The organism is Clostridium gasigenes (genome assembly GCF_900104115.1).
Taxonomy (GTDB): Bacteria; Bacillota; Clostridia; order Clostridiales; family Clostridiaceae; genus Clostridium; species Clostridium gasigenes.
Genome location: NZ_FNJM01000006.1, coordinates 140,018 through 153,993 on the forward strand (window position 1 = coordinate 140,018; position 13,976 = coordinate 153,993).

Below are 13,976 nucleotides of genomic sequence, written 5' to 3' on the forward strand. Positions count from 1 at the left end.
CTAGGTGTTAGGCTAGAGGTTTTTTATATACCTAAATATATAAAGATGATATACTTGATAAATAAAGATTTAATTTAAAATCATTAACAAAAGATAGAGATAAAAGGAGCACTAAAGAAAATGGCATCTGGGAAGACTCACGATAAAATAACAGTTATAATGTCTCCCTTTGCAGCAGGAATATTCTTTTTAATTAACTTTTCAAAGTCTAAAGATATTGGCAATATAATTGCTTTTACTATTTTAGGAGTGGCTGTTTATATATTTGGTGGATATATGTTTTCAGGAGATGTTGACATAGAGAGCGTAGAATTTAATAGATGGGGACCTTTAAAAGTTATATGGCGTTTGTATCAAAGGCTATTTAGTCACAGAAGTATATTCACACATGGGTTTATATTAGGACCTGCAATAAGAATTTTATATGTTTATGGAATATACTTAATAATATGTGCATTGCTTTATGCTTTGGATGTTATAAACTTATCAACTTCACAACTGATAAAGGCTACTGCTTTATTTATGGAAGAGAATAAACAGTTATCATTTAATATAATAGTAGCTTTGTTTTTAGGATCAGGGTTACATACATTAACTGATTTAATATATAGTTTTTTTAAGAAGATATTTAAAGGCAAGAAAAGACCTCGTAGGGGTAAAAAAAGAAAAAATTATCTGTAAAGAGAATTCCTTAGAAAGTTAAAATTCAACTAATTATAAAAATAATTAGTTGAATTTTTTTATTTTTATTTAAATTGTAAATTTTTACAAAATAATTATGGGTAATAATATATATATTTGATATAATTAAGATAAATTAAATAAATTAAATAAATTGAAAGAAGGGTGTTGAAATGAAAAATAAAAAACTTCTATCAGCAATAATGGGACTTATGTTAGTTGTACTATTAGGACTTAGTGTAGGCAATGTTGATAAGGTACTTGGAAATAAGCCTAAGGAAGATAAAAACCAACAAGAAGATAAAGCTGTTATAAAAAACATTGAGGAACCTGAAGTGGAAAAAACAAAAACTATAGAAATAGTTGCCACCGGTGATGTGTTAATTCATAAAGAGATTTTAGATACTCAATATGACGCTACAAAAGATAGCTATGATTTTAACAATAATTTTCAATATATAAAAAGATACTTAGAAAATGCAGATTTAACAATATCAAATTTAGAAACAACTTTAGCAGGAAAAGAGAATTATGGATACTCAGGATATCCTTCTTTTAATTCACCAGATTCTTTAGCTGATGCAATGAAAATGGCGGGCATTGATGTTGTTGCTAATATGAATAACCATGCTTTAGATAGAGATGTTAAAGGATATAAAAGAACAAGACAAACACTAGTAGATAAAGGTTTTGATGTAATAGGAACAAGAGCAACGGATAAAGATAAAAGGTATGTAATAAAAGATGTAAAAGGAATTAAGATGGGGATAACATCTTATGGATACACTATGACTGCAACAGATAATAAAAGAGGCTTAAATGGAATTGTTATACCAGAAGATATATTACCTTTAATGAATAGTTTTCATCCTGATAATTTAAATTGGGATTTAGAAAATATGAAAGCGCAAATAGCAAATATGAAAGCTGATGGAGCAGAGGTTATTGTATTTTATATGCATTGGGGAGATGAATATGAGTTAGAGCCAAATGCTATGCAAGTGAAAATAGCACAATTTTTAGCTGATGAAAAAGTAGATATAATATTTGGGACACATCCTCATTCCCTTCAACCAATAGATATATTAAAGTCTTCAGATGGAAAAAGTGAAACTCCTGTAATTTATTCAATGGGAAACTTTTTATCAAGTCAAAGAACTGAAAGAATACAAAATCCATATACAGAAGATGGGGTAATAGTGTCAGTTAACATAACTAAAAATTTGGAAAGTAATGAAATTGTAGTAGAAACACCAACTTATATACCAACATGGGTTAACTGGTACGAGAAGAAGGACAAGCTGTTTTATGAAGTTGTGCCTGCAACTATAAATGATGCAGAATATCTTACAGAAGAAGGAAAGAAAAGAGTTGTGGAATCTTACAATAGAACAAAGGGCGTTATAGAAAAGTATAATGAGAAAATAAAAGTAAAAGAATAAAAAGTAGTAGATTTTTGATGAATTAATAGGCAATATATATTAAAAAATTCCACTATTGTGTATAATGTGCTAAAATAGTGCAAATAGTGCAATTGTTAAAACAAGGTATTGGTAAGGGTCGATTATTAATAAAAGAACTATTAATGAAGTAGAGAAAAGGGCGATGGGGGATAAACTAAGGATATGAGAGATATAGTAAATTCATTAACAATTATATTTATTATGATACTTTATAAAGAGCTATTTAAAGTAAATATTAAAGATATATTTAAAATTATATCTTTAATATTAGTGGTAGCTCTTGTTATTAATAGATTTATTGGTTCACATTGGCAAAGTTTTATTTTAATAACATTGATTGAGGTAGGAGTACTTAGTTATGTGCTTAAAAAGAAATTAAATATAAGTTTAGAAAGGTTAATGATATGTAAAACAATTATTTTTATAGTTAGAGGATTATTTTTTGCTAATAATCAATATAATATGGATAATAGAATAGAAATTATTAGGTTCGCTATTGCTTGTGTATTTAGCATTATAGTAATGAAAATCATATTGAAAAAGAAAAAAATTAATGTAGACGAATTAGTAATGGAATATTCTATATGTGGAAGTGTAATTATTAATATCTTAGTTTTATTAACAATAATAAAGTTGATTGATATTGTTAATATAGATTATGAAGTAATATTAATAGAGATATTTATTTTGACATTTTTAATAATATTTTTAAATACGTATTATTATAAATCCTTTTGTAAAATAAAAATAGAAAAGGAAAAAATAGAAAACTCTTATAGATATAATAAAGTGGTAAATGGGTTGATTGAACATATAAAGGGTAATCAGCATGAGTATAAAAATCATCTTAATACAATTACTTCTATTATATATTTAAGTACAGATATAATAGAAGCTAAAAAAGAAGTTAACAAATATATGGAAATTATAAGCCAGGAAGTCGATTTAAATAAAGTGTTATCGATAGATAATATGATAATAAAAGCAATAATATATAGTAAAATATTAGAATGTGAAGAGAAAGGCATAGAATTCACTTTTAATATAAAGGGTGATATTAAAAAATTGAATATTGAAAGTTCCGATTTAACAGTAATACTAAGCAATGTATTAAATAATGCAATTGAAGCATGCGAAAAATCAATTAGAAAAAAAATTCAACTTGAAATAGATATTAATGAAAGAAAACATGTAACAATAAAAAATACTGTGGAAGATATAAATATATCAGAGCTAGGTAGCTTCTCAAAACTAGGGTTTTCGAAAAAGGGTAAAAATAGAGGATATGGGTTATACAATGTAAAGAAAATAGTTGGAAAATATTATGGACAAGTAAATATAGTATTAGAAGATGAGTGGGTAGTTGTTAATATAATCATATAAAAAAATTATAAAATAGACTAGCGTATTGAGTAGCTATTTTTGAAGGTAACTTAAATATTAAAGGGGTAAGATGGGGTGAATCTATGAATATATTAATTGTAGAAGATATTGACGTGCAAAGAAGGGCATTAGTACAGATAATAAAGGCAAGCTTTGAAGATATTAATATTTATTCAGCAGAAAATGCTACTACTGCAATAAGGATTTTAGAAGAAAAAAATATTAATCTATTTATATTAGACATAAACCTAGAGGGTGAATCAGGAATAGATCTTGCGAAAAAAATAAGAGAATATAATAGATATGAATTAACAGGGGTAGTATTTATTACATCAGAAATTATGCATTTACTTAATGCTTTCAAGGATATACATTGTTATGATTATCTAGTAAAGCCTTATAATGAAGATGAAATAAGTAGAATAATAAATGTGTTTTTAAATCACAATAGAGAAATTAAAAATGATGATATAGATGATAATTATACTTTTTTAAACTTGGATAAGGATATAAGGATTAAACTGTATCATAGAGATGTTATTTTTATAGAATATTGTTTAAATAGGTGCAAAGTACATACTAAAAAGAATATATATAAAATAAAGGGTAAGTCATTAAGCAGTTTAGTTGCTGAAATGGATTCTAGAGATTTAGTGCAATCTCATAAATCTTATGTGATAAATATAAATCATATAAATGCTATTATAAAAGATTATGAGAAGCTGTGGAGTATCAATTTTCATGATTACAGTGAAGAAGCAAAGCTTGGATATACATATAAAAATAATGTGCTAAGTTTATTAGCGCGTAAAGAGGTAGATAATAGAAGTTAGAAAATCTTAGAGATATTAAAAAAAGAGAAGTTATAGTAGCTATTAAAAAGATACCACTACAAAATATTTAAGATATTTTGTAGTGGTTTTTTGTTTTAAAACAACAAATTTTAATGTTGAAAAGAAGGGGATAGATATATATTAGGAAGTTTGATGTCAAAAATAGGCGTTTCGATACAATTTAAACATAAAAAGAGAAAAATGTATTACAATGCAATTAAAGATTAGTATGAAGTATTGAAAATTTTAGGGGGACAAAATGTGGAATAAAAGCTATTTAGTAAAACAACATGACATTACAGATTGTGCAGCAGCTTGTTTAGCTACAGTGTGTATGTACTACAAAAAAGAAATTACTATTACAAAGCTTAGGGATATATTAGGAACTGACATAAAAGGAACAACACTTCTAGGGCTAGAAGATGGAGCGAAGAGATTAGGGTTTGATACAAGAGCTATAAGAATTGATAAGGAAGGTTTTCAAACAAAATTTACATTGCCAGCTATAGCACATGTAATTACTAAAGAAGGTTTAAGCCATTTTGTAATAATACATAAAATAAAAGGCGGAGTAGTTACAGTATTAGACCCAGCAAGGGATAAAGAAAAAGTTAGTGTAGATAAATTTTTTGAAACCTTTGATGGAGTAATTGTGGTACTTGTACCTAATAATGAATTTAATCCAGGGAAAATAAAGGGAACTGGAATGTTATCTAAGTTTATAAGCTTGTTAACACCACAAAAAAAGCTGTTTATATATTCAATTTTAGCGTCAGCATTATTGACTATGCTTGGAATAGCATCAGCCTTTTTCAATAAAATTTTAATGGATGAAATATTACCATATCAGCTTAAAAATCAGTTGAATGCATTTATTATAGGATTTTTACTTTTAGGGTTTACGCAAATATCATTAGGTGCCATAAGGCAACATATGTTACTATATCTATCACAAAAAATAGATATTCCTTTATTGCTTGGATATTTTAAACATGTATACAAACTACCTATGAGTTTTTTTGCTAGTAGAAAGGTAGGAGATATATTAACAAGGTTTAGTGATGCATTTACTATAAAAGATATTTTAACTTCTGTTTCATTATCTTTAGTTATGGATATAGTACTTGCAGTAGTTTCAGCAGGGATTTTATATGTTATGAACAGCACATTATTTATAATAGTTTTGATTTTAACATTAGTAAGTGCTGTGTTAATTTATATATTTAAACATCCATATAAAAAGATAAACATAGAGCAAATGGAAGCTGGAGCAAAATTAAACAGTCAAATTATAGAAAGCTTAAAAGGTATTGAAACTATAAAAATACATGCAGCAGAAGAAAAAACAATGGAAAAACTTGAAAGTGATTATATAAGAACTTTAAGAATTTCTTTTAAAGAGGGAGTTTTATCAAATATACAAGGGACTATATCTGGAGGGGTATCAACTATAGGTAATTTAGTGCTTATGTATATAGGTGCAAGAATGATAATGAATGGAGATATTACATTAGGTAGTTTAATGGCATTTACAACTCTTTCAGGATATTTTATGGATCCAATAGGAAGGTTAATAAGCATACAATTAAGTATTCAAGAAGCTAGTATTTCTTTAAAAAGAATATCTGAAATTTATGAAATAGAAAAGGAACAAGATGAAGAAATAGACAAAATAGCAATCGATTCTGTTCATGGAGATGTTAGTTTAAAGAATGTAACTTTTAGATATGGAAGCAGAAAGCCTGTATTAAATGATATATCTATAAATATACCTAAGGGTAAAAAAGTAGCATTAGTTGGAGAATCCGGTAGTGGAAAGACTACCATATCAAAACTTCTTCTAAAATACTACACTCCTGAAGAAGGAGAAATAAATATAAATGACTATAATATTGAAGAATTAGACTTATATAGCTTAAGAAGAAGCTTATCTTATGTGCCACAAAACATAGAGCTTTTCTCAGGAAGTATAAGAGAAAATATAACTTTAGGTTGTGGAAATGCAAGCTATGAGGAAGTAAAAGTAGCTTGTGAAAATGCAGGTTGCAAAGAGTTTATAGAAAAGTTACCAGGTAAATACGATACTTATTTAGAAGAAGCTGGCGGAGGCTTATCAGGTGGAGAAAGACAAAGACTTGCACTTGCAAGAGCCTTTATTAAAAAGCCAAAGTTCTTAATTTTAGATGAAGCAACAAGCAATTTAGATTTTATAAGTGAAGCTAAAATATACAATACCTTATTTGTAAAGGGTAAAGATATTACTATGCTTATAATTGCTCATAGATTATCTACCATTAGAAATTGTGATATTATCTACGTTTTAGATAAAGGAAAAGTTGTTGAAGAAGGAAATCATGAAACACTTTTAAGTAAAAAGGGATATTACTATAAATTATATGTAAGCCAAGTTGGTGAAATAGATAAATCAAAATCTGAAAATGAAGATGATTCAAAAGAAGTTTTAGTAACAAAAAACATTGATGAGAATGAAGTAGTTTTATTTGAGGGGGAAGAGTATGAGTACAGTTGAGAAAATAGTAATAAGAGAAAATAAGGTTTTGAAATTAAATAATGTGTTAGTAAGAGAAATTAGTCAAAATGAACTTATAGATATTGATAAAATAGCTTATATGATGGATAGCTATATAAAATCAAAAGGAACTTCTACTCTAGGACCAATGATAAATTATTCAACTGTAGAAATAGATGAAAGTGGACAACCTAATATAATTATAAAGTTAATGGTTCAGCTTAAAACTTTCATAAATAAAGTGGACTTGCCATATGACACTAAATCACAAATTAGAATTACTAATTGTTTATTTGCAAGATTTAATGAAAAAGAAGAAAATTTACAATTTGCATATCAAAAATTAGGAGTATATGCCTTTGAAAATAATATAAAGCTTAAAGGAGATTCTTATACTGTATTTGTAAAGCAGGAAGAAAATGAATTTGTAGCGGATGTATTTATGGAAACTTTGAAAGGTGGGGAGCTATTTGAAAGTCTATAATTTAAATGAAATAACAGATAGTAAAGTGCTTTATGATAAAAGACCACCAAAGTTTATGAATTATTTAGTTTTAATAGTAACAGTGTTAATAGGAGTAGCTATAATATGGGCTAATAAAAATGTAAAGACATTTATAATAAAAGGCCAGGGAATAGTGGCATCTGAAAAGAAATCATATGTTATGGCGAAAGCACCAGGAGAAATAAAAGAAGTTTTTATAGAAGAAGGCAAAGAAGTGAAAGCTGGAGATGTTCTATTCACAACAAATGGTATAGAAGCAGAACTTCAATTGCAGCAAGTTATAGCTCAAATTAATAATTTTAATAATAGAATTGAATTGTTAAAAGGTGCTGAAAAAAATGCGACTAATGGAACTAATAAGTTCGATAAAAATGATGCTGTAGAAGTGGAATTTTATAATAAATTATCAGAGGCATACGTTGCAAGAAAAGAATTTGAAGTAAATGTACAAGCTTTAAAAGATCAAGGAGCTGACGAAAAGCAAATTAATGAATATATAAAAACTCAAAAAAACAAAGCTAGTGAACAATATTATAAAACAATATCAGCTTTTACAAATGAAAGAAAGCAATATGACTTAGAAGTAGTAAAACTAGAAGCACAAAAAGTAGCCTTAGAAAAAAATAAAGAAGAATTTAAGGTGTTAGCTCAAAGTAGTGGAATTATTCATATTAATTCACCGTTAACAACTGGAATGGTACTCCAAGGTGGAGCTTTAGTTGGGACTATAACAAATAAAGAAGATGAACTTATTATAGAAACAATGCTACCATCTAGTGATAGACCAAGAATCCATAATGGAGATGAGGTTTCAATAATGGTTGGAGGACTTTTACAATCAGAGTATGGAACCATACCTGGAAAGGTACTTAACATAGATGAAGATGCAACCGTAGACAATGAAAAAGGAAATGTATATTTCAAGGCAAAAATTAAGCCTGATAGAACATATCTTGAAGATTCGAAAGGTGAAAAGGTTAATTTAACAATAGGTATGGTAACAGAAACAAGAGTTAAGTATGAAAAGATTACCTATATGAAATATATATTAGAACAAATTGGAGTTAAATTTAATTAGCCATTAGAGGAGATTTAGTTAAATGTAAAATTTTATAATCATAGCGTGCTTAGAGTACAATAAAATCAAATGATTTAATTATGAACTGCATCTATAAATATAAAGGTTTACTTATAAGGTGGTTGTGAAATTTTTACAATGAACTAGAAATCCTTTAAAATATAAATATAAAAGGGGAAATATAAAATGAGTACATTTGCATTAAAAAGAGGATATGAGTTACAATTACCAAATAGTTATGTAGGGATGGACAGAGAAGAAATGGAGTATGTTGATGGGGGTGGAGTTGGACGTAATTGGTGGAATTCTACAAATTCTGTAGGGAATGCCATTGATTGCATAATATATTTGGTGCCTGCACTTAGTGCAATGAATACAGCTATGAAGCTTGGTAGATTAGCATCTGTGGGAAGATCTGTAATGGTAGCGGGAATACAAGGAGCTTTAAAGAAGGCGAAAAAGGATTTTGCTATACAGTTTGCAGTTTCAGCAGTAAATGTATTACTAACTCTTTCTGGAATGTCAGTAGGAAAGGCAATTGCAACGGCTTTAGATAGAGTAGATGGATCTTATGACACATATGTTTTTGCATAGAAATATATAAGTATCAGACATTTATAATTAATGTAGCAAAAATATTTATAAGAGGCTAGAAGTCTATTAATGTGCAAGGTTTTTTAGTAAAAAGGCTAAAATACCTTGCACTTATAAAATTCATACTAGGATTCAAAGTAAGAGTTATATTCAGATAAAAAACATACTCTTAAGATGATATTTTTATTTAGGAACTTTAATATATGAATTCATAGGAAAATGCATCTAATTACTTAAAAGAGAAACTAGTTAGAGCTTCTACACGGCAAAGTATAGATTAATTAATAGTTGACATTATTGTTGATTATGAAGAACTAAATTCAAATAAGGATACAATTAATCCGTTAGCATATGCTAGGCGTTACGTAGTATAAGGAAAGTTGAAGAAGTTTTATATATTAAAAGTTAGATGTGTAGTAATATACAATAGATGTTTTAAGGAGGACTATCCAATATGGATTATTTTAAGTATATACTTATAGCGATAAATTTTTTAACTTTAATTAGTTGTGTTTATGCTATTTGGAAAATAAATAAAGTTCTAAAAAAATTTAAATAGTAGAATAGATATTTTAAAGTGATTATTTATGATACTGTCCTTGTGGCAAGAAATTTAAACTAATGGCAAAGGATCGTTAGAAAGCACCTTTAGGTGCTAGTTCTCTTGGGAACAATATGTGGAAATTAAATTAGAGAAAGCTACGATGAAATTTTATTTTTCAACGTAGCTTTTTCTTTGTTATATAGTTTTGTTGCTAGAAAACATATTTCGATGAAAACGCCAAAGGGGAAGAAAACCTTCAATTTGCATATCAAAAATTAGGAGTATATGCCTTTGAAAATGATATAAAGATTAAAGAGGATTCTTATACTGTATTTGTAAAGCAGGAAGAAAATGAGTTTATAGCTGATGTATTTATGGAAACTTTGAAAGGGGGGGAGCTACTTGAAAGTTTGTAATTTAAATGAAATAACAGATAATTCAGAGATATCATTACTAAGAAAATTAATGATATGTTTGAATTATATATTTGCAATAGTGGGTGGTTATGGTAAAATAGCTAGCTATTTTACAAGTGAAATTGGATCTGGTGAACACGAGACAATTATTTTTGTGCGATTGATGTTATATATAGCCATAATTGTAATTACAGTAATATTAGCATATCCTTTAATAAAAGATTTATTTGAGAAATTCACAAAAGATTGGGTGAATGATTTAGCTTAAATATTTACAATTATGTGTATGTTTATGATGTTAATTATAGTAATTAGTAAAATCAGTGGTATAGATATGAATACATCTTTAAATCAAGTAAAGAATGAAGTATCTTTTAAGACGGATATATTTTATTCTATGTTTGTAGCATTAATATATGCACCTATTGTTGAAGAAGTGGTTTTTAGAGGTGTTGTGTATAAGAGTATAAAAAGAAATTATGGAGGCTTTAAGGCTATCTTAATTTCATCTTTTTTATTTGGAGCTATGCATGTTATGAATAGCTTTAATAACTTGAGTTTTAGTGAACTGATTTACTTTTCAATTTATTTTATCATGGGTATTGCATTGGGTATTTCTTATGAATATACAAATTCAATTTGGGGTTCAATAATTAATCATTTTATATGGAATTTCATTACTTTGATAATTATGTTTATTAAAATAATAATTTGAAAAATTGGTATGGTATAGAGATAAAATAATAAACGTAACTACGGTATTAGGCAGTTAGGATGTTTAATAAGGCTGTTACTTTATATAGTATATGTTAGGAGGGATATTTTGAAAAAGTCTAATGAGTATATTAACATGATAGGGGTTATTCTAATTATCATACTAATGGGAATAAATGAGAACATGATTGGGAAATCATCGTTAGAAAGATTGATAGTTGCTATAATATTGATGGTTATAGGGATTGGGCTAGTAATAATAAATTTAATTAGTATACTTAAGAAATAGATTGCTTTATATAGCTAGGTTAAGTTCCAGTACAGAAAAAAAAGATAGATTCAACATTTAAAATAATAAACTAATAAGAAATATTTTAATAGGTAAGATAGCAGCTCAATTTATAGATAGCCGAGATAGGATAATATATAAGCGCGGATATTGAATTTTAGATTAAGAAAAGAATCAAGGAGAGATTTAAAATGAGGTTAATTATTACAGCAATTGGAATGGTTATTTTGATTATATCATTAAAAAAGTTATTTCAAATAAAAAAAGAATCAATAAAACTTACGGATACAGAGTTTTATAGTAATGAACGTATTATAGAACGAAGAAAATATTTAATATTTGCAATGATAGGTATTTCTATAACGTAAATAATGCAACTAATAAAAATATTTTTACGGTGATTAGATAATATTAGGCATACCTTTTAGTTGTTCAACTACTTTGTATATTGGGAAAAATTGAATAAGTGTGAAAATTAGAAAAAAGTTATATTATAGGGTGATTAAAAACCAGTAGGGATTTTAAAAGGTAGAGATATAATTTAAATGAAATAACAGATAGTAAGGTTCTTAATGATAAGAAACTAGCAAAGACGGTAGTATAGATAGGGGGAGTTTAATCATGTTAGCAAATATGCTGGTTCAATATGTGATAAGTGTAGTAGTTTTCTCTATAATAATAGTTAATTGCAAAAAAGCAGATATTATTACCAGAAACAGGTTGATATTTTTTATATTAGCATTAGTGTTAGTATGTGTTGAGATTATAATTAAATCTATTTTTGGATATAAAAATATAATTCCTACAATAATTATTGGGATTATAAAACCTGTAAATATAAGTATTTTTATCTATTTAATTTTAAATAGGAAAGAAAAAATAATAGCTAATTCAAAGAAAAAAGATTCCCATAATTAGACTATTGGAGTGCGCCAAGAAAGGTTGTAAAATACAATAAAAGCATAGCTATTAGTATTACTTTATGGGTTATAAATATAACGGGTATTATATTTTTTATATATTCAATAGGGATTAATATAATAAGGAATAAGGGGGAAAAGTACTTGAAAGATTATAATAAACAAAATGAGGAAAATAAATATGAAGATAATTTAATTATGATACAAGAAGCAGAACTTAAAGTTAAAAATTTTACTAAGAAAGTAATAGTGTTTAATATTTTACTATTCCTAGTATTATCTTTGATTCATGGGATTATGAGAGCAATGATATTGATGTTATTTAGTATAATGATAAGTATTTTTATAGTGATGGGAGCATATTCGTTCATAGCAATCTCAAAAATAAAAAATCAGATAGAAAAAAGAATACTTGAAAATAAGTAGCAAACGCTCCTAAAATCGCGTTAAAACCCTTGGGGTTTTTTAAATATTTCATGTACAAGCAAAAAAATAGATAAGTAGAAAAAAGTTTGTTATTGTTATAATCTAGATAAATAGCAGGTTTGAAAGTGGGGAGTGAAACGCGCCCTCCATGTGTTTAAATATGTAGGAAAGTATAAGAGCTAAAAATGATGGTCCAGGTTTTTCAATGAATTTTAGTTTAAAAGGTAGTTTCGTAGGAGCTTGGGAAAGGAGATATGATGTATAAGAAAATAATACCAGAAAAGATAATAGTATTTATTGTTATAGTTACAATTGTTTCATCAATAATTACTATATTTAATAATAAAATGCAAGCAATAAGTTCTATAGGGTTTGCATTAATGTTAATTGGAAGTGGGATAAATGGAATTTATTCTAAAAAAAATAATATGATATGGAAATTATCAATTGCATCAGGAATATTAATGATAGTTTTAACAATAGTTGCTGAAATTATTTAGTATAATATTTAATCCAAGAATTCATAATGGAGATGAAGTTTCAATAATGGTTGGAGGGCTTCTACAATCAGAGTATGGAACGATACCTTTAACATAGATGAAGATGCAACAGTAGACAATGAAAAAAGGAATGTATATTTTAAAGCGAAAATTAAGCCTGATAGAACATACCTTGAAGATTCACACCAAAGGCGGACAGCGGCAAGGGAAAAAAGGTCAATTTAACATTAATAGGAGCTATATTAATATTAGTAAAAAAAGATTAGATATTAATATTTATACTAAATTTAAATAATTAATTATGAATTTGATATTCAATGATAAACTTTAATTAGAATACCACAGGTTATAGCTGTGTTTTAAAATAGATTTTAGCTTTGCATGGAAGAATGAATATAAAAAACAAGGGGGCCGTGAAATGCGACACTCTTATTTTTATCTACACGGCAGTTAGCAAGCAGGCTTTTTGATTGTGAAACTACCCCAGCAGGTTGGTATAAAGCTAATAGTTTTAATATTCTATATATAGATGAAATGACATTATTAAATGTATAAGGGCTGGTAGTAATTGTATATAAATATATTTACTTATATTACTTTATATGGTATGATAACCAAAGAATATATTTTAAGGAGGACTGTAAGTTATGACACCAACTAATTGCTAATTTAAATATTAATTTTAAAAAATTAATAATTTGTTCTATAGGAGTATTACTTTCACATATATGTGGAAGGTCTATTTGTTATGCTCTTTTATGGAATTAGCAACTTAGAAGATAACTTACGTTACTAAAATATTTATATTTAATAAGATAAAGAGATTTAATGCCGTATATAGGAGTACTATAGTGTCTAAAAATTTAAACAAATGTTAGTTTTAATTAAGTTGATATTAGTTTTAACTTAAAGTAGGCGCCATTTTTAACAATATTTCATTAAAAGTCTCTAATGATTTTTTTAATTATCTTGATTAAATAGAGTGATTTTGTGTTTTAGACCGTAAGAAGAGAAATCTTCTTATGGTCTTTTTATTTTACTGAAAAATATTTTAATATTTTATTTATGAAATATAGAGTAATAGAAAGTATTTAAGATAG

15 protein-coding genes are annotated in these 13,976 nt (G+C 26.9%); all 15 read left to right on the forward strand.

All coding sequences use genetic code 11. The features are described from left to right. The first annotated feature begins 120 nt into the window (after positions 1–120). The 15 genes from BLS77_RS11770 to BLS77_RS11835 all read left to right on the forward strand — a co-directional run bounded on the left by BLS77_RS11770 (position 121) and on the right by BLS77_RS11835 (position 12,876). Positions 121–681 carry a metal-binding protein gene (locus BLS77_RS11770; protein ID WP_089969908.1) on the forward strand — a complete coding sequence of 187 codons (561 nt, stop codon included), beginning with the start codon at positions 121–123 and terminating at the stop codon, positions 679–681. Positions 682–854: 173 nt separating this feature from the next. Then, positions 855–2,123, forward strand: coding sequence for a CapA family protein (locus BLS77_RS11775; protein ID WP_089969912.1), 1,269 nt, complete (start codon positions 855–857; stop codon positions 2,121–2,123). A gap of 183 nt (positions 2,124–2,306) precedes the next feature. Continuing rightward, the gene (locus BLS77_RS11780; protein ID WP_089969914.1) at positions 2,307–3,527 is read left to right on the forward strand and encodes a sensor histidine kinase; all 1,221 of its coding nucleotides are present in this window, start codon (positions 2,307–2,309) and stop codon (positions 3,525–3,527) included. 83 nt (positions 3,528–3,610) lie between these two features. Continuing rightward, on the forward strand, positions 3,611–4,360 hold the full coding sequence (locus BLS77_RS11785; RefSeq protein ID WP_089969917.1) for a LytR/AlgR family response regulator transcription factor: 750 nt from the start codon (positions 3,611–3,613) through the stop codon (positions 4,358–4,360). Positions 4,361–4,619: 259 nt separating this feature from the next. Continuing rightward, positions 4,620–6,890: a peptidase domain-containing ABC transporter gene (locus BLS77_RS11790; protein ID WP_089969920.1), complete on the forward strand. Its 2,271-nt coding sequence runs from the start codon at positions 4,620–4,622 to the stop codon at positions 6,888–6,890. After that, positions 6,877–7,374 carry a hypothetical protein gene (locus tag BLS77_RS11795; RefSeq protein WP_089969922.1) on the forward strand — a complete coding sequence of 166 codons (498 nt, stop codon included), beginning with the start codon at positions 6,877–6,879 and terminating at the stop codon, positions 7,372–7,374. The genes BLS77_RS11790 and BLS77_RS11795 overlap by 14 nt, the downstream gene beginning before the upstream one ends. Further along, positions 7,361–8,473 carry an HlyD family secretion protein gene (locus BLS77_RS11800; RefSeq protein WP_089969924.1) on the forward strand — a complete coding sequence of 371 codons (1,113 nt, stop codon included), beginning with the start codon at positions 7,361–7,363 and terminating at the stop codon, positions 8,471–8,473. Before BLS77_RS11795 ends, BLS77_RS11800 begins: the two co-directional genes overlap by 14 nt. Before the next feature lie 186 nt (positions 8,474–8,659). Next, complete coding sequence (locus BLS77_RS11805; protein ID WP_089969926.1) at positions 8,660–9,067, forward strand: hypothetical protein; 408 nt, start codon at positions 8,660–8,662, stop codon at positions 9,065–9,067. Positions 9,068–10,013: 946 nt separating this feature from the next. Beyond that, positions 10,014–10,295, forward strand: a complete 282-nt coding sequence (locus BLS77_RS11810) for a hypothetical protein (protein ID WP_089969928.1) — start codon at positions 10,014–10,016, stop codon at positions 10,293–10,295. 18 nt (positions 10,296–10,313) lie between these two features. Beyond that, positions 10,314–10,742: a CPBP family intramembrane glutamic endopeptidase gene (locus BLS77_RS11815; protein ID WP_175490841.1), complete on the forward strand. Its 429-nt coding sequence runs from the start codon at positions 10,314–10,316 to the stop codon at positions 10,740–10,742. 108 nt (positions 10,743–10,850) lie between these two features. Then, a complete protein-coding gene (locus tag BLS77_RS11820) occupies positions 10,851–11,030 on the forward strand; it encodes a hypothetical protein (protein ID WP_089969933.1) in 180 nt (59 codons plus the stop codon). A 191-nt stretch (positions 11,031–11,221) separates the two neighbouring features. Next, positions 11,222–11,398: a hypothetical protein gene (locus tag BLS77_RS19920; RefSeq protein ID WP_175490842.1), complete on the forward strand. Its 177-nt coding sequence runs from the start codon at positions 11,222–11,224 to the stop codon at positions 11,396–11,398. A 253-nt stretch (positions 11,399–11,651) separates the two neighbouring features. Then, on the forward strand, positions 11,652–11,948 hold the full coding sequence (locus BLS77_RS11825; protein WP_089969936.1) for a hypothetical protein: 297 nt from the start codon (positions 11,652–11,654) through the stop codon (positions 11,946–11,948). A gap of 146 nt (positions 11,949–12,094) precedes the next feature. Then, complete coding sequence (locus tag BLS77_RS11830) at positions 12,095–12,376, forward strand: hypothetical protein (RefSeq protein WP_089969938.1); 282 nt, start codon at positions 12,095–12,097, stop codon at positions 12,374–12,376. A gap of 257 nt (positions 12,377–12,633) precedes the next feature. Then, complete coding sequence (locus tag BLS77_RS11835) at positions 12,634–12,876, forward strand: hypothetical protein (RefSeq protein ID WP_089969941.1); 243 nt, start codon at positions 12,634–12,636, stop codon at positions 12,874–12,876. Positions 12,877–13,976: the final 1,100 nt, after the last annotated feature.

Excerpts from the sequence above, each read along its gene's own strand:
- BLS77_RS11770 (WP_089969908.1), top strand. The coding sequence starts at position 121 with ATGGCATCTGGGAAGACTCACGATAAAATAACAGTTATAATGTCTCCC.
- BLS77_RS11775 (WP_089969912.1), top strand. The coding sequence starts at position 855 with ATGAAAAATAAAAAACTTCTATCAGCAATAATGGGACTTATGTTAGTT.
- BLS77_RS11780 (WP_089969914.1), top strand. The coding sequence starts at position 2,307 with ATGAGAGATATAGTAAATTCATTAACAATTATATTTATTATGATACTT.
- BLS77_RS11785 (WP_089969917.1), top strand. The coding sequence starts at position 3,611 with ATGAATATATTAATTGTAGAAGATATTGACGTGCAAAGAAGGGCATTA.
- BLS77_RS11790 (WP_089969920.1), top strand. The coding sequence starts at position 4,620 with ATGTGGAATAAAAGCTATTTAGTAAAACAACATGACATTACAGATTGT.
- BLS77_RS11795 (WP_089969922.1), top strand. The coding sequence starts at position 6,877 with ATGAGTACAGTTGAGAAAATAGTAATAAGAGAAAATAAGGTTTTGAAA.
- BLS77_RS11805 (WP_089969926.1), top strand. The coding sequence starts at position 8,660 with ATGAGTACATTTGCATTAAAAAGAGGATATGAGTTACAATTACCAAAT.
- BLS77_RS11815 (WP_175490841.1), top strand. The coding sequence starts at position 10,314 with ATGTTTATGATGTTAATTATAGTAATTAGTAAAATCAGTGGTATAGAT.
- BLS77_RS19920 (WP_175490842.1), top strand. The coding sequence starts at position 11,222 with ATGAGGTTAATTATTACAGCAATTGGAATGGTTATTTTGATTATATCA.
- BLS77_RS11825 (WP_089969936.1), top strand. The coding sequence starts at position 11,652 with ATGTTAGCAAATATGCTGGTTCAATATGTGATAAGTGTAGTAGTTTTC.
- BLS77_RS11835 (WP_089969941.1), top strand. The coding sequence starts at position 12,634 with ATGTATAAGAAAATAATACCAGAAAAGATAATAGTATTTATTGTTATA.